Origin of the sequence: Enterococcus sp. FZMF (genome assembly GCF_030263915.1) — a bacterium.
Taxonomy (GTDB): Bacteria; Bacillota; Bacilli; order Lactobacillales; family Enterococcaceae; genus Enterococcus_D; species Enterococcus_D casseliflavus.
In genome coordinates, this window is the sequence record NZ_CP127160.1 from 2,230,434 (window position 1) to 2,251,474 (window position 21,041).

The 21,041-nt window shown below is 42.6% G+C and carries 20 protein-coding genes and 1 tRNA gene; 2 read left to right on the top strand and 19 right to left on the bottom strand.

The window, feature by feature from the left end; genetic code table 11:
• Positions 1-170 precede the first annotated feature (170 nt).
• From asnS to QN079_RS10795, 4 genes are read right to left on the bottom strand one after another with little or no spacing between them, the layout of a single operon-like run.
• On the bottom strand, positions 171-1,469 hold the full coding sequence (asnS, locus tag QN079_RS10780; protein ID WP_289229740.1) for an asparagine--tRNA ligase: 1,299 nt from the start codon (positions 1,467-1,469) through the stop codon (positions 171-173).
• A 43-nt stretch (positions 1,470-1,512) separates the two neighbouring features.
• On the bottom strand, positions 1,513-2,706 hold the full coding sequence (locus tag QN079_RS10785; RefSeq protein ID WP_005229502.1) for a pyridoxal phosphate-dependent aminotransferase: 1,194 nt from the start codon (positions 2,704-2,706) through the stop codon (positions 1,513-1,515).
• 50 nt (positions 2,707-2,756) lie between these two features.
• Entirely contained in the window at positions 2,757-3,257 is a 501-nt protein-coding gene (locus QN079_RS10790; protein ID WP_005229501.1) for a cell wall elongation regulator TseB-like domain-containing protein, read from the bottom strand.
• 48 nt (positions 3,258-3,305) lie between these two features.
• A complete protein-coding gene (locus tag QN079_RS10795; protein ID WP_289229741.1) occupies positions 3,306-6,062 on the bottom strand; it encodes a helicase C-terminal domain-containing protein in 2,757 nt (918 codons plus the stop codon).
• A 212-nt stretch (positions 6,063-6,274) separates the two neighbouring features.
• Here QN079_RS10795 and QN079_RS10800 point away from each other — a divergent pair, with 212 nt between their 5' ends.
• Positions 6,275-7,045 carry an SDR family oxidoreductase gene (locus QN079_RS10800; protein ID WP_289229742.1) on the top strand — a complete coding sequence of 257 codons (771 nt, stop codon included), beginning with the start codon at positions 6,275-6,277 and terminating at the stop codon, positions 7,043-7,045.
• A 99-nt stretch (positions 7,046-7,144) separates the two neighbouring features.
• On the opposite strand, the gene QN079_RS10805 is transcribed toward QN079_RS10800, so the two are convergent.
• The 5 genes from QN079_RS10805 to QN079_RS10825 all read right to left on the bottom strand — a co-directional run bounded on the left by QN079_RS10805 (position 7,145) and on the right by QN079_RS10825 (position 11,322).
• Positions 7,145-7,777, bottom strand: a complete 633-nt coding sequence (locus QN079_RS10805; RefSeq protein ID WP_010749341.1) for an HD domain-containing protein — start codon at positions 7,775-7,777, stop codon at positions 7,145-7,147.
• A 109-nt stretch (positions 7,778-7,886) separates the two neighbouring features.
• A complete protein-coding gene (locus QN079_RS10810; RefSeq protein ID WP_003126918.1) occupies positions 7,887-8,087 on the bottom strand; it encodes a cold-shock protein in 201 nt (66 codons plus the stop codon).
• Between the two features lie 278 nt (positions 8,088-8,365).
• Complete coding sequence (locus tag QN079_RS10815) at positions 8,366-9,490, bottom strand: baeRF6 domain-containing protein (RefSeq protein ID WP_289229743.1); 1,125 nt, start codon at positions 9,488-9,490, stop codon at positions 8,366-8,368.
• A 107-nt stretch (positions 9,491-9,597) separates the two neighbouring features.
• The gene (locus QN079_RS10820; RefSeq protein WP_074536760.1) at positions 9,598-10,293 is read right to left on the bottom strand and encodes a ThuA domain-containing protein; all 696 of its coding nucleotides are present in this window, start codon (positions 10,291-10,293) and stop codon (positions 9,598-9,600) included.
• A gap of 96 nt (positions 10,294-10,389) precedes the next feature.
• Entirely contained in the window at positions 10,390-11,322 is a 933-nt protein-coding gene (locus tag QN079_RS10825) for a DUF7916 family protein (protein WP_289229744.1), read from the bottom strand.
• A 69-nt stretch (positions 11,323-11,391) separates the two neighbouring features.
• On the opposite strand from QN079_RS10825, the gene QN079_RS10830 reads away from it, so the two are divergent.
• Positions 11,392-11,463: transfer RNA gene (locus tag QN079_RS10830), tRNA-Arg, on the top strand.
• Positions 11,464-11,539: 76 nt separating this feature from the next.
• Here the strand turns inward: QN079_RS10830 and QN079_RS10835 are convergent.
• The 10 genes from QN079_RS10835 to QN079_RS10880 all read right to left on the bottom strand — a co-directional run bounded on the left by QN079_RS10835 (position 11,540) and on the right by QN079_RS10880 (position 21,036).
• Positions 11,540-12,721 (bottom strand): GNAT family N-acetyltransferase, encoded by a 1,182-nt coding sequence (locus tag QN079_RS10835; protein WP_289229745.1) that lies wholly within the window; start codon positions 12,719-12,721, stop codon positions 11,540-11,542.
• Positions 12,722-12,781: 60 nt separating this feature from the next.
• Positions 12,782-13,195 carry a DUF3284 domain-containing protein gene (locus QN079_RS10840; protein WP_005229481.1) on the bottom strand — a complete coding sequence of 138 codons (414 nt, stop codon included), beginning with the start codon at positions 13,193-13,195 and terminating at the stop codon, positions 12,782-12,784.
• On the bottom strand, positions 13,182-13,376 hold the full coding sequence (locus QN079_RS10845) for a hypothetical protein (protein WP_005236946.1): 195 nt from the start codon (positions 13,374-13,376) through the stop codon (positions 13,182-13,184). Before QN079_RS10845 ends, QN079_RS10840 begins: the two co-directional genes overlap by 14 nt.
• Positions 13,377-13,388: 12 nt before the next feature.
• Entirely contained in the window at positions 13,389-13,610 is a 222-nt protein-coding gene (locus QN079_RS10850; protein ID WP_005231914.1) for a hypothetical protein, read from the bottom strand.
• A gap of 68 nt (positions 13,611-13,678) precedes the next feature.
• Complete coding sequence (locus QN079_RS10855; RefSeq protein ID WP_081116262.1) at positions 13,679-15,076, bottom strand: PTS sugar transporter subunit IIC; 1,398 nt, start codon at positions 15,074-15,076, stop codon at positions 13,679-13,681.
• A gap of 81 nt (positions 15,077-15,157) precedes the next feature.
• Entirely contained in the window at positions 15,158-15,475 is a 318-nt protein-coding gene (locus QN079_RS10860; RefSeq protein WP_005229473.1) for a PTS lactose/cellobiose transporter subunit IIA, read from the bottom strand.
• A gap of 37 nt (positions 15,476-15,512) precedes the next feature.
• Positions 15,513-15,830 carry a PTS sugar transporter subunit IIB gene (locus QN079_RS10865; RefSeq protein ID WP_005229471.1) on the bottom strand — a complete coding sequence of 106 codons (318 nt, stop codon included), beginning with the start codon at positions 15,828-15,830 and terminating at the stop codon, positions 15,513-15,515.
• A 134-nt stretch (positions 15,831-15,964) separates the two neighbouring features.
• Entirely contained in the window at positions 15,965-18,679 is a 2,715-nt protein-coding gene (locus QN079_RS10870; RefSeq protein ID WP_005229469.1) for a sigma-54-dependent transcriptional regulator, read from the bottom strand.
• 66 nt (positions 18,680-18,745) lie between these two features.
• Positions 18,746-20,020: a DEAD/DEAH box helicase gene (locus tag QN079_RS10875; protein WP_289229746.1), complete on the bottom strand. Its 1,275-nt coding sequence runs from the start codon at positions 20,018-20,020 to the stop codon at positions 18,746-18,748.
• A 14-nt stretch (positions 20,021-20,034) separates the two neighbouring features.
• The gene (locus tag QN079_RS10880; protein ID WP_289229747.1) at positions 20,035-21,036 is read right to left on the bottom strand and encodes a Gfo/Idh/MocA family protein; all 1,002 of its coding nucleotides are present in this window, start codon (positions 21,034-21,036) and stop codon (positions 20,035-20,037) included.
• Positions 21,037-21,041: the final 5 nt, after the last annotated feature.

The following is a 21,041-nucleotide window of genomic DNA, read 5'->3' on the forward strand; positions in this document are numbered from 1 at the left end:
TTTTACATGATTATTAGTGAAAAGAAAATAATTGTAACAAAACCGTTATATTACTCTAACTGTTTTTGAGCTTTTCTTTCATTAGCATCAGTCAATTAGCAGTAATCTTATTCATCACATTTAAGAAATCAAAAAAGTCAGCTTCAAATCAAGCTGACTTTTTATCTTTTTTACGGATAAATCCGATTCAACAACCGTGGAAACGGAATGGATTCTCTTACGTGCTCAATTCCTGATAACCAGGTAACGGTCCGTTCTAATCCAAGACCAAAGCCGGTGTGAGGAACTGAGCCGTACTTGCGTAGATCTAAATACCATGAATATTCATTTTCGTCCAAGCCGTGGGCGCGGATTTGTTCTAGCAGGTATTCATGATCGATAGCACGTTCAGAACCGCCTATGATCTCGCCATAGCCTTCTGGTGCGATCATATCGGCACAGATCACGACATCTTCTCTCGTTGGATGTGGCTTCATATAGAAAGGTTTGATGTCTTTTGGATAGTTTAAGATAAAGACGGGCTGATCGAATGAATTGGCAATAAAGGTCTCATGTGGTGAGCCAAAGTCATCGCCCCATTGAATATCATCAAAGCCGTTCTTTTGTAATAATGCCACTGCATCATCGTAAGAGATTCGTGGGAATGGTAATTTGGTGTATTTTTTCAAGACTTCACGGTCACGGCCTAAGACGTCTAATGCATAGTCACAGTTATCGAGCACATTTTGCACTAAGAATGCCACGTACTGCTCTTGGACTTCCAAGCTTTCTTCTTGGTGCATAAAGGCCATTTCTGGTTCAATCATCCAAAACTCAATCAAGTGACGACGTGTCTTTGATTTTTCGGCACGGAAAGTTGGTCCAAAAGAAAAGACTTTGCCAAACGCCATAGCGGCAGCTTCCATGTACAATTGACCAGACTGAGACAAATATGCTTTTTGATCGAAATAGTTGGTTTCGAATAAATCAGTCGTTCCTTCTGGTGCTGATCCGGTTAGGATCGGTGGATCGATTTTGATGAAGCCATTCTTGTTGAAAAATTCATACGTTGCCCGAATGATTTCGTTTCGGATTTGCATGATGGCGTGTTGTTTTGAGGAACGCAACCATAAATGACGATGGTCCATCAAGAAATCTGTTCCGTGTTCTTTTGGTGTGATTGGGTAATCATGGCTTTCCCCAACAACCTCTAAACCAGAGATACCAATTTCATAGCCGAATTTTGAGCGGCTGTCTTCTCTGATTTCCCCAGTGACCAGTACGGCAGTTTCCTGATTTAGATTTTTCGCTAATTGGAAAACTTCTTCCCCTACTTCACTTTTTACAACGATTCCTTGAAAATACGCTGTTCCGTCACGAAGTTGTAAAAAGGCGATCTTGCCGCTAGAACGTTTGTTAGCAACCCATGCTCCGATTTGAACGGTTTCGCCAACGTGTTTTTTTGCATCTAAAATTTGAATAGATTCCACTTGATTCTCTCCTATCTAATTAATAAAGGCACCATAGAGCATTTTAAGCTTTTTGGCGTTTCTTTTCAACAAAATCATGGATTCGTTTGGTAGCTTCCGCTAACGTGTCCCAATCAGTTGCATAGCTGATGCGTAAATAATCTGGTGTACCAAAACCAGCACCAGTCACTACTGCCACGTGGGCTTCCATCAGCAAGGCCTCCACGAAGGCATCAATGGTTTGATAGCCGCACATCGTCATGGCTTCTTTGACATTTGGGAACAAGTAAAACGCGCCTTGGGGTTTCGTCACCTGAAAACCAGGAATAGCGGCAATTAGCGGATATAGTTTGTTCAAGCGCTCTTCGAAGGCCTGACGCATCACTTCAATCGATTCTTGATTCCCAGTCAGTGCCTCAACTGCTGCGTATTGGCTAGCAGCCGGCGGGTTGCTAGTAGCTTGGGAAGCGATATCGATCATCGCTTTGATGATTTTTGCATCGCCGACAGCAAATCCGATCCGCCACCCAGTCATAGAATAGGTTTTAGAAACGCCATTGATCACGATGGTTTGTTTGCGGATCTCTTCTGATAAGCTTGCGATCGATGTAAAGGTATTGCCGTTATAAACCAAACGACCATAGATATCATCGGCAATGATCCAAATATTATTTTCCACTGCCCAGTTGCCGATTGCCGTTAACGCTTCTTTTGAGTAAATCGCCCCTGTAGGGTTGGCAGGCGAGTTTAAAATGATGGCTTTCGTTTTCTCTGTACGAGCAGCTTCTAATTGAGCCACAGAAACTTTAAAATCGGCTTCTTGCTTGGCTTCAACAAACACAGGTGTCCCTTGCGCTAAACGGACTTGTTCCGCATAGCTGACCCAATAAGGCACTGGAATGAGTACTTCATCCTCTTCATCAAGGAGCGCTTGAAACAGCGTATAAAGGGCAAACTTCGCGCCATCTGTCACGATCACTTGGTTTGAATCATAGTCAGCACCATAAAACTCTTTCATATAAGCAAGAATCGCCTGTTTTAACTCAGGAATCCCCGCAGTTGCTGTGTAAAAACTGGCCTTGCCGCTCTCAATCGCTGCGATCGCTGCTTGGCGAATGTTTTTCGGGGTAATAAAGTCGGGTTCACCGACAGTTAGACTTAATACGTCTACACCTTGGTCCGCTAACGCTTTTGCCTTAGCAGATGCCGCTAACGTTGCGGAGGGTTCCAATTTTTCTGCTCTTTTTGAAAGTACCATGTTTATCATCCTTTCTACGATCCAAAATTCATTCTATCATAAGCGTCTTCCTATAGTTCAGTGATCGCTTTGATTTCTTCGCCATCTTTGAAACCAATCAAATAATAGTTCAAACGACCCTCGCCATCTTTCGTCATGACTTCCCAAGTTGGCTGGCCTTCAAAAATACCCAATGCGGCCTTTTGGATTTCCTGACCTTGATGATTGTCGCGAACAAATGCCTTAGCTTGTGCTTCCGTCAGCCCATCCGCTTGATTAAAAACAGAAACCTTCTCACCGCTTTTTGGGATGATCACAACGATCTCATTGTTATTCGTATCCTTTCCAACAATGCTAAAGGAGGTTTCCTCACGGGTAAACCAATAAAATTGTTCGACCTCTGCTAAATCGGTGTATCTTTCTGCTATTTCGATTGCTTCGTTTCTTGCTTGTCGCATTGGACGAGAAGAACGGAGATAGAAAATAGAAGCGAAGAGAATAACGACCAGTAAGACTGTGATCGCACTCAGCAAAATAACCACACGCCGATGTTCTTTGTCTTTTGTTTTCACACTTCGTACTCCAATCTTAAATAAAATTCATTATATCAGATGTTCAACTCATTTTTCAAAATCGGCTGCTGCTTTTTCCTCTTGCGCAAAAAAATGTTGGATGTCTTCGGCGATCTCGATTGGACTTGCTTCAATCAGAGGTAAGTTTTTGGGTAAGCCTTTGACCATTCGTTTGCCATATTTTGTCGATAGCAAGCGTCGATCAAGGACGACCATCACGCCGGTATCCTCCTCGGAACGGATCAAGCGCCCCAATGCTTGGCGCAGCCGTAAAATCGCTTTAGGTAAGGCATCTTCTTTAAAAGAATCAATGCCTTCTGCTTCCAAAAAGGCGTGCCGTGCTTGGACCATGGGTTGTTTAGGGTTCTCAAAAGGCAATCGGGTCACCACAGCGATCTTCAGTGCCTGTCCTGGTAAATCGACCCCTTCCCAAAAACTGCTAGTCCCTAATAAGATACCATTTTCCGCTAATAAAAATTTCTTTAAGATTTTCTCACGGGTTCCGCCAGTCCCTTGAGCAACGATTTCTCTGCCATAATGCAGGGCTTTTTTATTCAATCGATCATAGACATTTTTCAAAGTTTCGTGCGCCGTAAACAACACAAGCGCTGGTTGCGGATTGTCAAACAAAATCGGGACCAACGCTTCGACTAAATAATCCGCGTATTCGGCAGCTGATGCTTGTTGGATCGAGAGACCTTTTTTGATTACATACAGTCGCGTTTGCTTGCTGTAATCATAAAAGGCAGGAATCGTTTTGACTGGCACATCCGTCAAGCCGATCTGATGGGCAAAATATTCTTTGTTGCCTGGGATCTTCAATGTCCCCCCTAGATAAATGATGTGCTGATAGCGTTGGTACCATGTGCTCTCCACGATCGAATGTCCTTCTAGATCAGCTAACTCAATCACAGCATTTCCTGACTGGGGATGCTTTTTCAGCCAATGAACGTAACGAGGATGCCACCAAGTCAACCACGCGGTCACTGTTTGTTCCTGTGCGTCCATTTGACTAAAGAAATCAAATAAACGGGCAATCACGATCCGTTGTCTTGCATACCACCGATCATTGGTCAACTCGAATCGCTGACGCAGCTGCTGTTGAATCTCATTGATTTCCTGATAATAGAGGCTCAATTTTTGATGTAGCTTGTCCTGCTCTAATGACCCATCATAGAGGTCACGATGCTGAACGACTTGTAATTCTGGGGCATCGATCGATAAGGTGCGAAAATACTGTTCTTGTGTTTCGACCAAAACCGACAATGCATTTCGATACAACGAGAACATCCGTTGCAAAAAATCGTCCTCGGTAATGATCTGGGCAATTTCTTCAAATAGTCCTTCTTCATTCAGCTGTAAAAACTGCCGCTTGAAATGAGCAGAGTCAAAGACATGTTGACTAAATCCTTCTGCTTGCTGCGGCAACTGTTGGGCTTCATCGATCAACAAATAATCACTCGTTGGCAACAGTGGCTGCGCCCGTCGGTTTTCCTGCATTAAAAAGGCATGATTGACGATCAAAACATTGCTTTGCGCCATCCGCCGATATAAATGTCGAACAAAATCTTGTTCATAGAAGGGTTGATCTTTGGCTAAAAAGTCGACCCCGCGATGGCGAATGTCGGTAAATAAAGGATGATCAAGACGAACTAAATTCAATTCATCAAAGTCACCTGTTTCTGTTTTGGTCAGCCAGACTAAGATCCCCATCTGATATTGGGCGTATTGCTTTTGTTCTACCGGTTGATCCAGCGTCGCTTTAAAGCGCTGCAAATCAATGTAATGACGATGGCTTTTGACCAAGACCGCTTGCAAAGGCTGCTGCAGTACTTGGTTCACCAATGGAATGTCTTTGCTAATGATCTGATTTTGTAAAAGAATCGATGAGGTGCTAACGATCAATGGATTTTCTGGCGTCGCTAAATAAGCGGCTGGAAACAAGTAACCGATGGTTTTTCCCATCCCCGTTTCTGCTTCAATAATCAAATTTTTCTCTGGTTGGGTGTAATGCGTATACACCGCATTCATCAAACGTGCTTGTTGTTTCCGATAGATCAAGTGCTCGCCAAAGCGCTGTTCTTTTTCCGTTTTTACTTTCGGATACGTTTCTTGAAAATGCGTGGCTTCAAAAAGCGGAACAGTTTTTTTTCGCAGGACGACGCCGTCGATCACTTCGAAATCTTCCGCCAACTCTGGTCCTTTTTCTTTCAAAATTCCGTGAATATACTCACTCGTTTGCATCCCCATCTGACCGCTTAAAAGCGCAATCTGTTTAAGAGTCGTCCGTGGTAGCTGTCGCATGATTGCTTCAATGTATAAAAATAATGCTGCGGTCACTTCTGCATCACTATCGGCTTGATGCGGGTTGTCATGACGAAAGCCGATGCTGTCTGCCAGATCACCTAAGCGAAAGCTGCTTTCTGTCGGCAAAAACACTTGCGCCAATTCCACCGTATCGATCCCTGGAATCGATAAAGGCGGCAGACCGCAACGAACCAATTCATTGCTTAAAAAATGATAGTCAAAATAAATGTTATGCGCCACAAAAATCGTATTGCTGAGTAAGTTGTAGATCGTGTCAGCTATGTCTTCGAAATAAGGCGCTTTGCTTACTTGCTGGTTTGTGATGTGTGTCAATCGTTGAATTTGCTTAGAAATTCTGCGGTCAGGGTTGATATCTGCGGCAAAACGATTAATGATCTTGCCATCTTGGACTAAGACGCAGCCAAATTGAATAATTCGATCAATCGTCGAATCGGTTCCTGTTGTTTCAAGATCCACCACAGCGTATATGGGTTTCATTGTATTCCTCCTTGCACACTGTCTGCATTATACTACAAAATCAATGGCGATTACATCTGTTTTCCCATCGGATACGAGGGTTCGCAGGAAGAAGAACCTTACTATCTAGTATCCGTATTTATCAGCTAGAGGAATTTGTCACTCGTCTTTGATCGCTTTTTTCGACAAAAAAAGGGATCTTTTTTATAATTTACTCTAAGGAGGCGAAAAAAATGAATGATTTCAAAAACAAACGAGTGATTGTAACGGGTGCTGCTTCAGGGATTGGAAAAGCGGTGGCAGAACAATTTCTAGCCCAGGGTGCTCTTGTTGGGTTGATTGATCGCAACGAAGAGGAGCTACAGGAGTTTCTTGCTGACTATGACGCACAAACCCACTATCGTGCCGTTGACGTCACTGAAGCAGAGAAGCTGCAAGAAGCGATGAGTGGTCTTGTGGAAGAACTAGGCGGTCTCGATGTACTCCACGTCAATGCCGGCATCAACGGTACTTGGACACCGATCGAAGAATTGACGGTGGCAGAATGGGACCAGACTATCAACACAAATTTACGCAGTACCTTTATTACCGTCAAAGCTGCGATCCCATTTATGAAAGCAAACGGCGGCAGCATTGTCATTACGAGTTCGGTCAATGGAAACCGCATCTTCAGCAATTTTGGTGCAACTGCTTACAGTACATCTAAGGCAGGTCAAGTCGCCTTTACAAAAATGGCTGCGCTGGAACTTTCTGGTTATAATATTCGGGTCAATGCCATCTGCCCTGGGGCGATCACAACGAATATCGATGCCAGCACAGAGATTGAAGAAGAGGTTGCTCGCGTTGAGATCCCCGTCAAATATCCAGAACGTTCTCGACCATTAAAACAAGAAACAGGCGTGCCAGAACAAGTCGCCAACCTTGTGCTTTTTCTATCTTCAGAGGCTGCGGGCAATATTTCTGGAACGGAAGTCTATATTGATGGAGCGGAATCTTTGCTTTAATACAACAAAAAAACGAAAAATCAAACCTGCTCCCCTCACTTGTTTCAAGTAAAACCTGTGAGATGGATCATTTCTTGATTTTTCGTTTTTTCTTTTTGTTTATTTTTCCACCAAAGCTGCGATTTCTTCTAGAAAAGCAGTCTTGCCATAAAAATCTGCATTCAATAACTCGGGAAAAATGGCTTCAAAGAAATAGGTCACACATGGACGATGCTGAAACGCTTTGACCGTCAAAACCGCTTCACGAAACATTTCTTTGAACACTTTGTCGGGGTTGCTTTTTGAGATCTCTTCAAAAGATTCATATAAAAGATCGATCTTATCCGCAATTGCCAACAGCTGTCCTTCAAGGCTGTTGTCTTTGCCATCCGCCAAGCGTCTGCGATACGTCGCTTGAAAGCTTTGGGGGATTTCTTCTTCGATGAAGGCATCGGTCATTTTTTCTTCAACGGTTGATAACATCGCCCGCAATTCTTTGTTTGCATATTTGACTGGCGTTTTGATGTCGCCGATGAAACGTTCCGTGTAATCATGGTTCAAGGCTTTTTCATAAAGAATTTGCCAATCGACTTGATTTCCCGCTTGTTCTTCGATATCGGCTAAGGTCTGGGCAATCATGGTTACTCGAAACGAATGAGCGGCCACGCTGTGCTCGGTAAACTTAAAAAATCCAGGTGCTCGTTGGATTTTTTCTAAATTAGCCAATCCAAGAATAAATTCATTCAATCCCATCAGTCTGCCTCCTTTTTTTCTAAGAGTATAACAACTACTTTCTCCGCAAGCAAATATCACGCGCACAAAAAAAAGAGCAGCTAAGCTGCTCTTAAAAGGCATTCATAAATTACGCTTTGTTAACGTTAGTCGCTTGAGGGCCACGTTGTCCGTCTTCGATATCGAAAGTCACTGCTTGACCTTCTTCTAAAGTTTTGAAGCCTTCGCCTTGGATAGCTGAGAAATGAACGAATACATCGTTACCGTTTTCTGCAGTGATGAATCCAAAACCTTTGTCTGAGTTAAACCATTTAACTGTACCTGTTTCCATAATAAAAATCCTCCTTGTGTTTATACACATATTTTGCAATTACTTGTATAAGGTGAAAATGTGGAAGATGTTTAAGATGAAACAAGCTACCATAATTTACCGTAACAAAAACTACACTTTGTATTATAGCACATTATCTTCTTTATGACTAATAGAAAATCAAAAAAAATGAAAACGCCTTTATTTTTTTATGATTCGCAAAAAGACTGCTGCACTAAAGATCTACAACAGTCTTTTCTTTTTTGGAAACGATTTATTTACGAAGGACGAAACTGCGTTTAGTAGCGCAAAACCGCAGTCAAACTTTTTTCTCCTGGGGCATCTTTTTGTTCCAAAATAGATACCTCGCCGCCGTTTTCTAAAACATCGATTGCCAGCGTATTTAACACTTGGCGACGATCGTATTCCGTGTCAGGATCTTCTCCAAACCCATCGGCGAGATTGGAAGTCGCTACAAACAGATTGGCGATCCTGCCTTCTTTAGCTGCAGGTACGATATCAACCAATTGGTCAATAAATTTCCGATCCAACAGCTTGCCGTATTCCCCAACTTCTTTTTGTGTCAACTCCGCAATCAGCTTTTGCGTACACGTTTGGATCTCTTTCAAAGATAACGATGCTGGTGAAGAGGAAATGCTTGGTTCTGCTTTGAAAAAGTTCGTTTTTGCCACTTTTTTAAACAGCGTTTGATTTTCTGGTAAAGCAAAAAGATACATTGGTAAATGCTCTTCGTTTGAAAAATCATTTTTAAAAAATGCATCAACTGCTTGGTAGTAGTTGACGTGATCAATCTCGACTTCTTCATCTTTGGCACTAAAGCCGTGATAAGCGACGCCTTCTCCTCCTGAGTTAGGGCCACCTTGGGCACTGTAATTAAAGTTGCCGCCGCCAGTGATTTCTTCCCCTAGCGCTTTTTCGATCGTTGTCGGTGCCTCTTCTGGCAACTCGACTTCACGCACTTGATTGTTTTCAACTTGATAGACTTGCATTGAATCGCGATTCAACGCTAAGAGATAAAATGGGTAATTAAATTGTGCGTTTTTGATGACAGCTAATACATACGGGGTTTCCCCTACGTAATATTGGTCATCCACACGAATACTTAACCGATGAACTAGTACATCTTCTGGTGTGATAATCACCGCCACACTCGTTGTACTGTTACGCCAAAATGATTGATCTGCAAGCAGTTCATCAATTTTCGTTTGAAAAAGATCCCAAGAATGTTCTGGGTATTTCTTTTCAAAGCGGCGCTTCGCATCTTTGGCAAAGTTCTTAAATTTGATTTGATCCTTTTCGACATTCTGGTGGCCGACATGCGTATTGAGCATGATCGTGACAAATGGTCCTTTGATTCCGTCAGATATTACCTGCGATAAAAAACTTTTTCCAAATTTTCCCATTCCACATTACCTCCTGCTTAATCAAATACAAATAAAGTGTACCATGCTTATTTTCTTCCATAAAGTAAAACGATTGCACGCGTTTATTTCCTCATTCGTTTTTCTGATTACTCACTATACTGGCTATTTTTCAGCGGATCAGCCAAGGTATTTCTGGTGGCCCATAGAAAGCCTCGTTTGGTCCAAGTCTGAATGGTGGGCTCTTCTAGCTCTTTTAGACTGTGTCCAACGGATTGGAAAAAGACTCTGCCCTTGCCCCATTTTTTGATCCACATCATTGGCAGTATGACTTCTTGGTTAGCTGCATTCGGATGATCTTTAGCGGCAAATGTTGAGGTAGCTAACACAGTGACGGCTGGATCAACCAGACAATAGTATTGCTCCGTCGTCAACTGAGGGATCGATTGAGTATTTGCCGTAATATAGTGATCTGTCGTAAGATCGATGCTATAGGTCGTTTCCAATCCACCAGGATGTGCCAAAAAACAGCCGCCAGTCAGAAACAACCAGCCTTTACTGGCTTGAAAAGCCGAAGCAAAGCCGCCATGAACGCCTGCTAATCCTAACCCTTCTGCTACAGCCTGAGTGACATTTTGCAGCGGCTCATCAGGCAATTCTCCTCGCGTCCAATTCATGATCAACAGATCCAGCCTTTTTAATTCTTCTTTATGATAGAGAGGTTCAAAATCTGAGGCGAGTGTCACCTGATATCCTTCTGACTCCAGCAGTGTTTGGTAAAACTGACTGGTTTCTTTTGGGGCGTGTCCTTCCCAACCTCCGTAAATGATCAATGCTTGTTTCATTTTGTGTTTCCTCCTTTCTTTCTAACTTAGCGAAAAAAACGCAAAAAGCGAAGCAGAACGATTCTCCGTTTTCCTTCGCTAGTAATTTTTTCTGATTTAACGATTGATTGAACGCCCGACACGATTGATCGTATGGCGCATGCCTCTAATTGCAACTGATGTTTCGAAAATATTTTCGGTCGGTGCCATGCCGCCATAGCCGGCATCACCGATATGCTGCAGATCGACCCCACAAGTTTTGTTGATAATGGCTAATTGTCGCAACGTTTCTGGACGCGCGCTTTCTTGACTCGTTCCGATCGCTGACATCGTCAATAAGTCATATTGTTTGGCAATTTGAACAGCTTCGATCAGATCTTTTTCTAGAAAGCCTTGAATCGAGCCAACGGAAGGCAGTAACAAAATATCTGCCCCAGCTTCAGCGTAAGAAATGATGGCGTCTCGATCAACCACAGGTTCATCTGAGCCGGCACTGTGCATTTTTCCAGCGATGATCAACCCAGAGAAATGTTCTTTTGCCAATTTTACTGCTTTAGCGATTTCTCGGTTGGTCACACCCGTTCCAGGATTGCCTGTAAAGCAGAGAAAGTCCACCCCGAGTTCTTGGGCTTTTTTAATGGTGTCAACCGAACTTGTTCGGCCTTGACTGATGCTGATCTTTTCACTCATCATTTCCGTCGTAGCTGGGATCGGCTCAAGATTGATGCCGACAGGTCGTCCAATCAGTTGTTTTAGTTGAGGAATCGGATTTTCAATGGGCTGTGAAGGATCAAGCAGCTGCTCCAATGTGATACCAGGCATCCCAAAAATAGCTGGACGATAACAATCAAAGCCATTCAACAAAATCAAGTCAGCCCCAAAAGCTGCCGCGACTTCTGCGTTGGTGATGTCGCCAGCTTGCGGCATGGTTTGAACCACCGTTTCACAGACGATCACTCGTCCTTCGCTCGCTTTAATGGATTGTTTCAATTCTTGCGCCGACATTTCTTTGATTTCACTATAGTTTGCACTTATCAAGCGTTTGACCATGTTTTTCTTCCTTTCTTTTCCTTCTCATCTTGCGAGAAACACGAATAACAGGTAAAATATAGCTATTGTGTTCCCTTAGTTAAATGGATATAACAAGTCCCTCCTAAGGATTAGTTGCTGGTTCGATTCCGGCAGGGAACGTTTTTTGAAGAAAAAGATTCCTTATTTTTAAGGAATCTTTTTTTGTTGGAAAGCAACTACCTCTGCCTCGATTTGCTTAGAAATAATCTTCCAGAATCGGCTTTCCGTCTGGTAAGTTTTCCTGAATCATCACTGCAGCTTCCTTCTCCGTTTCCATTTGCTGGAAAAAGACCAAGGAATCAAGGGATTGCGCCTGCAAAAACAGTTGCACAAAGCGCTGAATCGTCAAGGTTGCTTTTGGCATCTGGGTGGCGGTCGTTTTCGTGACATGATGCTGAGCGTTTTCGATCGTCACTTCATAACACCCATTATTCCATGGGGCATATTCGTCCCCTTGAATTTCTATGGCAAAACGACCAGCTTTTTTCAACGTAAATGGATAGCTTTTTAGAAACCCTTCCACATCGACGACTCTTGCCATCATGTCTGGGCGCACTTGGTAGTGAGCCAATGGTTTGGCTGCATTTACTTGCAGGACTTCCCCATCAAACCCCGGTCGATAATGGATCTGCGCTACTGAATCTGCATGGGAAACGATAAACCGATTGAATCCTTGATACGCGTCAGCGGTCAAATAGCCCCGCTCTTGAATATCAAAGCGTCCTCCTTCAACAAAGTAGATCAAATACCCTTCAGGAACGCCCGCTTCATTGCGATAAATCGCAAACGTATACGGTCTGCGCATAACAAACTTGATTTCTTCCCACCAGGCTTGGCGAATCAGCCCACCTTTTTGATGGCGAGGCAATTGATGATAAATCTCGTGAATGATCGGCTGTGCTTCCTCCCAATTCATGCGTTGAATCCTTCCGTTCACTTTCTTGCCATCGGGCCATTGATGCGCATCAACTTCATAAACGGTGCGTTCAAAGGTATATTCATACCCATATCTGCGATAAAACGCAAAGGAGAAAGGTGCTAGATAAGAAAGAACGATTTTTTGTTCATAGCAATCTTTAATGATTTGTTTCATGATCCGATCGATTCGACCTTGGCTGCGATACTCTGGATAAGAAGCCACAAAACCGATCCCTGCCATTGGATAAGTCGTTCCATGAAAATTCACATCAAAAATAGTTGCCATGATTTGGCTCGCTAGTTTTCCGTCCTCGTCGTAAGAACCATAATTCCATGAATTCTCCGCAAGCTTGCGATAGCGCTTGATATTTGTTTCATTCAACTCCCACTGAAAGGCATAAGAAACCAATTCCAGTACTTCTTGCGAACCGAATTCGGTCATTTTTTTGACATCTGTCATTCCTTCATCTCCTCTACTTGAAAACACGCAAGAAACGCAAAAAAGGCGTCAGTCGACCCCTTAATATGCTTCTTCCATCATACTCAACATTTTTTTAAATTGCTTGCGTTTGAAATATCCTAGAATGGTGCCTAAGAGCATGTCATTCAATTGCTGGATCATTCCTTCAGAAGTCATTTTTTCTTCATAGTGCAAGGTGCAATGCGCGTCATCTATCGCTTCAATTTGATAGTGTACACGGAAGGTATTTTTTTTCGTCGCCGTTTGGAACGCATAGGCTTGGTTTTTCTTGACTGTTTCAATCGTTATGTTGGCATTGCTATCTTTATAAAATTGTTTTAGATAACTATAGCCTTCTAATTGGTCTTCTGTCAACGTTTGATCTGTCGCTTGTTTAATATCATGTAAAACGGAATCGATGATCGTTTTATATAAAAAGTCAGCGGGTACATTCATTTTTTTAGTGATTTCCATCTTGCGCCTCCTTGTCTTTCTTGTTGCGTTTGTGTCCAATTGAAGCCATGATTCCTCCAATAGCCATTAGAATGACTGACGTGATGAGATTCACCCAGTGGTATTCACCTGACTGCGCATTGGCGCTATATATAAATAACATACTACCGATACTTATAAAAAACAATCCATTTTTAAACATGATATCACCTCACTATTGACTAACGACGTTGAAGTATAGTACTCGGCCCCAATCGGTATTTTTGATTGCGTCCTTGGCAAGTTTCACTGCTTTTTCTTTGTCATCTGCCGTTGTTTCAAAAATCAACTGAATCCCTTTTTTTTCTTTGAAGGTATACTTGATCTCATCTTCTGACAAAGACTCAAGTAATGCTTTGATGTTGTCTTGCTGCATTGCGGAATTTACGATAATCATTTTTTCTCCTCCTAAAAAAGATAGCTAGATGGGTGAAATCACCCATCTAGAACGTTTGCTTCGTTTGATTAGTTCTCTTGGTCTGCTGGATTGATTTTGTTGGCAGCAATAATAAATGGTGCCCAAATCAATAAAGCTACAGCCAAATTAATGATCGTCAAGATGATTGCACGCCAGTCCCCACCGGTAGCCAAGAAGCCACTTAGGATCGTTGGCATTACCCAGATCACATTTACCACAACTGGTGCAACTAAGCCTAATGTTGTTGCAAAGTAAGCAATTGTCGCTGTAACTAATGGTGCAACAATAAATGGAATGATAAACAATGGGTTCAACACGATCGGTAGACCGAACATTACTGGTTCATTGATGTTAAACAAACCAGGTCCAATCCCTAGTTTACCAACTGTCTTGTAGTCGGCACGTTTAGAAAATAGCAAGATTGCGATCAAGAGCATTAAAGTCACACCTGCTCCACCAGGCCAAACAAACGCTTCGAACGAACCTGCTACCCATTTATAAGGAACTGCTTCCCCTAATTGGTAAGCATTGGTATTTTCAACCATGGCCACACCGTAAATCGATTGTAAAACGGGTCCCATGATATTTGTACCATGTAAGCCAAAGAACCACAAAACATGGACAAGCAATACAATGATAAATACGGCAAAGTATCCTTGAGAAAGACCCAATAATGGTTTTTGGATCGATTCGGAGATCCAGTCAATAATTGGCATACCAACGAAACGTTCAAATAGGTAGTAAATCAAGCCTGATGCATATAGCCCGGCGATCCCTGGGATAATTGCTGCGAAAGCACGAGAAACTGCTGGTGGCACTGAATCTGGCATTTTGATAATAATATTTTTTTGCATCAATTTTGCAAAGATAATAACTGAAACGAAACCAAAGATGATTGCGGTAAACAATCCTGAGCCGCCCATATAAGCACTAAATGGGAAATAGCCCCAGCCAGCAGCGCTGATCGTTGAACCATCTGCTGCAAATCCTGATGTAGCACTTGTGCTGTTGATCAAGTCTACTACGTTGGTTGGTAGTGCTTCTTCTAATGCTAAAGAAAGAGAAGCTGATTGTGGAATACCCATAATAAATGCTGCTAAAGAAACCAACGCACCTGATAGTGCATCAACATTGTAAGCCTTTGCTAAATTATAGCCAAAAGATGCTGAGAAGATAACCGCCATGATTGCTAAGGTACCTGTCCAAACTAATCCGTTGACGGCAATCACTGGTGTGAAAAATTTGGTGATTGCATTGTCCGCACCTAGATAAGTGTTTGGAAAATCACGCATGAAGGCGTTCAATAATACTGCAATTGCCCCAGCCATCGTTGCTGGCATCATTCCGATAAAGGCATCCCGCAAAGCAACCAAATGCTTTTGCGCACCAATTTTAGCTGCAACTGGGAGAATGTGTCTCTCCATCCAACTTGTTAATCCATCCATTCTTAATTCCTCCTATAAGTTCTATTCGTCAAAGAAGATTTTTTGATTCATCGACAATAACTACTTCTATCCGTTCAAAGATTATTCGTTATTTAGACGTCGATAGACATCAATGATTTCTTTCGCTAAATCGGTAAATGCGATTGACGTCATTAGGTGATCTTGTGAATGCACTGTCAACAATGTCACGGTCATATGATTGCCTTGCGCTTCTTGTGTCAATAATCCTGTTTGCGAATGATGCGCTTCCACAAGAGATGCTTCAGCATCTTTGATTTTTTGGTCAGCTAATTCGAAGTCCCCTTCTTTTGCTGCCGCGATTGCTTCCATTGCGTCACTTTTTGCATTACCACCATACATGATCAATCCCATAATGGCTTCCAAATTTTGCTCATCCATCTTTAAAAATCCTCCTTACACTTCGATCCTAAAAATCTTAGTTCATTAATGTTTCTGCTTGTTGCAATACTTTTTCGCCGTTCATCATGCCATAGTCTGCCATGTTGATCACGTCCAAAGGAATGCCTTTTGGTGCTAGCTTTTGTTCAAATTGTGATTTCATGAATCGTACTTGTGGTCCTAATAATAGGACATCGACTGGTTTCGACTCCAAATGTTGGTCGGCTTCTGAAGCTGAAACAGCAAAGATATCTGCTTCCATTCCTTTTGCTTCGGCTGCTTTTTGCATTTTCGTCACCAATAGACTGGTACTCATTCCTGCTGAACAAACAAGCATAATCGTTTTTTTCGCCATCGCGTATCTGCTCCTTTCTGTTGTAAGTTACACTTTACTATAAAGCAAAAAGCGTGCCAAAAAAAAATAAGTCCAGACCTTTATGTATCAATGGTCTGAACCAATTTTTCTTTTGCACACTCACGGATTTTTCATTACACACTAATATTGTGTGCGGATTCATCATAACTTTTTATTTCATTTTCTAAGAACATTTGTGTTAAATAGGCGATCTCATCTTCAGAGATTTTGATTTGATAGTTTTTCTCTATCTGCAATAAATGAGTTCGTAACACATCTGTTTCGATACGATAGCGTTTTTGGAAGGCCGCCAAATTGGGGAAGGTACGGGAATGTTCCTTCTTCAATAAACTTTCCACTAGAAAGGCTAAATGAATCACTAAGCCCGCATCAACGGTAGGTTCAACAATCACATGCAATTGATTTTGAATTTGATGAACGATTCGCTGCAGACTTTCGATCAGATGATAGACGGACCCCACATGCGTTAAGGTATTTTCTAATGAACGTACGATTTTTTCGATCGGCACTTCATCTGAAACGATCCGCTTCAGTACATTCAACCGATTGTCATCAAAGACATCATAGGCGGAAAAGAACGGGATATTTTGATAATCGATCTCGACGGTGCCCGCAATGGCTTTGATCTCATATTCTTCTAGCAAGCCATCAATATGTTTTTTGAAGGTTTCTTTTTCAATAAATTGCATTTGAATGATCTCGACTTTTGATTGATCGACGACGGGATAAATTCGTTGATAAAGTTTGGCAGCGACACCTTCTCCAGTAAAGCAAGTGACGATGACTGCCTTTTTATTCCCCTTCGCTTCGCGCACTGTGCGGAACTGTTCTTGCACGATGGTTTCAAAAGAACGCTGAATGTTTTGATAAATGTCTTCTAAACTTCGGCCACTTTCCGCCATTCGCAAAGCCTCTAAGACGATCATCGTACTGACCATCGAGATGGCTTTCGTACGAATTCCGGTCTCTTCGGAAATCAAATTCGCAAATGAATTGAGGGAACCCATATCAGTTAAAAGCAATAAGCCGTTGCTCATCTTTTCCTTATTGTCAGTGACATAGTTCAATAGCTGCTCATACATTTGACCGACTTCCATATCTAAAGACATATTCATCGCTTTGCCGTGGTCGGTTTCAAGCAGCTCTTGTGCCGTTTCCAACATACTACTGGCAGTCGCCTTGCCGTGCATCAAGACAATGATCTCGACTTTTTCAAGGGGCAGTTGCGAGGGTTGTTTGACTTGAATCGCTAAAAACATACTGATAAAGCCGATCTCATCGAAGGGGATCTCGACATGGCGTTCTTCTTCGATAATGGTCGATAGATCCATTGCCACCTGGAACTCGGATTTCAAGTTTTTTCTGACTGTATTCAAATCTGGGTGAACGATCATATGTCCTTCCTTGACACGTTCCAGTGTACTTTGCAAATGCAGTGCAAAGGCAAAGCGGGCTTTTTCACTATAGGTTCGAGACAATCTTTGCCCAGCTAGATCATAAAGAACATTTGTCAGTTTCCAAATGTCTTCTGGAATCAGTTCTTTATGAACGGGATTTTGGATCAATTCTTCGACATACTTTTCAAAGTACGCATCGACATCTTTAGAGATCAAATTTTCCAGATCGACATTGGCTACGCCCGTTTCAATCAGCGAGCTAACTTTTTCTTCGATCTCGTTATACACTTGCATATTCCGTTGCGGATCACGAGACCAGACGACATCTGGGTCGCCAGGTTCAAAACTTAGAAAGTCGCCTTTGCCATCCAAAAACCGATCCAAGCGTTCCGACATTTCTTTGATCTTCAGCAAGCCTTTTTGAACTTGCAAGGAGCAGTCGCCTTTTCGAATCAGCAAGTGTTTTTTTCCATAGGTTCGATAATGCAAAAATGCTTTGGCACAGACGAGTTTAAGGTCGCGCTTGATTTGACCAATGTTGCCTTCTGCATCATAGAGCATAAAGGCCAATATCGCATCTCGTTCGACATCAATTCGTTGGTTCAGACGGGTCGCCTCTTGCTTGATAAACAACGAAATGATTTCATACCGTTCATCTAAGGAACGACTTTCCACATTTGGCAAAGTAATAGCCATGGGAATTCGCCGATTGAAGGTCGTTAAAAAGGTTTCTGATGATTCCGTGGTGGCACCGATGATCTGCACGGCGGCTTCATGAACTTGATTACTTTCCCCTAATGGACGGTAGATCCCTTTATCAATGAAGGTAAAGAGCATTTCTTGGCCTTCTGGCGGCAGTCGATGGATCTCATCTAAGAACAGGATGCCGCCATCGGCTTTTGCTATCAACCCCGGACTATCTTCTGCCGCACCAGTGTAGGCGCCTTTTTTGATGCCAAAGATGTGACCAAACAACAATTGCGGATTTTGTGCATAATCCGCACAGTTAAAGGATACGAATGGGGCATCTTTTTCTAACATATTTGATTCAACCGCAAAATGATACATACATTCGGCAAATAAGGATTTACCCGTACCTGTCTCACCAAAAATAATGGTATGGAGTCCTCTAGGTGGATATAAGATCGCCGCTTTGGCTTGCTGGATACTTACTTTCAAGGAAGCTTGGACTCCAACCAGACTTTCAAAACTAACTTCAGAGGAAACATCCACATGGACCGTTTCTTCTAAAGGCTCATAAACAACCGGACGGCCGGAACGTTTGCCGATTTTCTTTTCTTTATAAAGCTCACTGAGATAACGGCTTGCATTGCTGCGATCGATTTGTAAGATTTTAGCGACATCAACTGCGGTCAACCCTTGCTTATGCAGTTCGATCGTTTGAAAAATCTCTTCTTTTCGCGAATTCATTCGATAGCCTCCTCATTTTTTTACACACTAATAATAAACAACGTTAATGGTAACACAAAAAGACGCTCAATGGCGTCTTTTTCCTTTGTCTTTTTGCTTTTTCGTCTTTTTCTTGCTCTTTTTGACAGGAGTGTGTAATTTTTCAGGCGTTTTCTTGGAAATTTTCTGCACACTTGCTGTTTTCGTTTCTTTCTTGCTTTCTTTTTCGACAACAGGAGCTTCTGTGTGTAACTGTCCTCCATGCAGATAGACTTCCTTGAGTTCAATGGACAACTGATTCGCGATTTTTTTCAAATCCTTCAACGAATGGTCTTGAACGATCGTAACGACAGTTCCTTCTTTACCCATTCTTCCAACGCGTCCTGCGCGGTGTAAATAGGATTCATTTTCTAAAGGGACTTCTGTATTGATCACGTAAGGCAGATCCACGACATCTAAGCCGCGAGAGGCGACGTCGGTCGTCAATAGTTCCACTAGTTTTCCTTGACGAAAGCTCTCTAATGCACCTTTTCGTGCAAGTTTGTTTTGATCAGATGCCAGAGATGCCACCGGCAAGCCATGAAACAATAGCTTTTCTTCCGCATTCCCCATTGTGCTTAATTCATTGAAGAAAACCAAGGCTTGAAAGTTTGGTAAATGAGCAAAGCGTCTTAAAGCATCCACGATTCGTCGTTGCGGATAGTTCAAATAGTAATGATGGATGACGCCTTTGCTCTGATCTTCTTGGGTAACATCAATGATCAGCGGCTCTTTTGACACGAATGGTCGAATCTCATCGATCACTTCGTTCGCGGTTGCTGAAAAGAAACTACGCTGGATTTGTTTTGGTAATGTTTGATTGATCTTGGCTGCCAGGGTGAAGGCACCCTCTTTCAATAATTGGTCAACCTCATCCAATACCAACGATTGCAGCTGCTGGGTCTTGATTTTTTTGGCTTTGATCAACTCTAACACACGGCCTGGGGTACCGATCAAGACCTCGGGTTTGTCTTTTAGTTTTTCCACTTGGCGTTTTGTACTTGCGCCGCCAATTAGCGGCAGAACGGTCAAACCAATGGCTTGGGCCCATTCCCGTGCTACTTCTGTGACTTGCATCGCTAATTCTTGTGAAGAAGTCAAAATCAACAGCTGATTGCCTTGCTTTTTTTCAACCTTCGTTAACAATGGCAAGAGATACGCCAAAGTTTTACCTGAACCGGTCGGTGAGATTCCTATGACAGACGCGCCGTCTTTTAAAGGACCAAAGGTTTTTTCTTGGATCAAGGACGGTGCGTGATACCCAGCCGCTTGCCATTTTTCCTGCCAGACGTCTGGCAATTGTGTCAATTCAAATACTGTCATAAATGTTCCATTCCTTATTTTTTATCTGCATCAAAAATGATGTCGGCCTGCTTACGCATCAAAGAGACGGTTTCATTGACACTGCGGGCAAGTTCCACCCATTCCTCATAGCGTTGTCCTTGTTTAGGATCATCTTTGTTTTCAATGATGTCTGCAAAGTCTTGCGCTTCTTCGATCATCGGATTGTCTAAAGCAGCGACTGCTAATGGATGCGTTTGTTTTGTTTGGCGTTCATAAAATGCTGCTTCTTCAATAGCATTGACGGCATTCAAATCTAATGTCCCGTCTTCAAAATAAATTTCTGATCGTAACTCTGAATCAGCGATTTTGCCTGTTTGGATCGTGACATCAAAATCAGCATAGCGTAGCACAGCAGTCCCGATACCATCTACACCGGTCGATAATTTACGCGCAAAATAATGAACGTCCTGCGGTTTACCAAACCAAGCGACCGCCGCATATACTGGATACACACCCAAGTCGGCTAAAGCTCCGCCAGAAAAATGTGGAGAAAAGATATTTGGTTCCTCCCCAGCTAGTACAGCGTCATAACGAGACGAGTATTTCATATAAGAAAAGTTCGCCCCAAGAATGGCACCGCGTGTCGGTAAGAATTCGGCTACGGTTGAAAAACTCGCTTCATGAATGTTGCGAGCTGCTTCAAAGAATAAAACCTGTTGTTGGTTTGCTAGGTCAATGATCTCCGCCATTTCCTCAGGTGTTGAAAAGGCTGACTTTTCCACAATGACATTTTTTCCTGCCAAAATACCTTGCTTGGCTTGTTCAAAGTGCAAACTGTTCGGAGAAGCGATATAGACCGTGTCCATATGAGCTAAGCCAAAAAAAGTGGCCAAATCGGTCGCATATTCGATGTCCCCGTATTTTTCCCCAAAGCGTTGCGCTGTGGCTAATTTTCTTGAGTATACGGCTACCAATTGATACCGTTTGGTTTCGTGGGCTGCTTGTACAAATTGATCGGTGATCCAATTTGTGCCGATAATCCCTAAATGAATCATGTGTT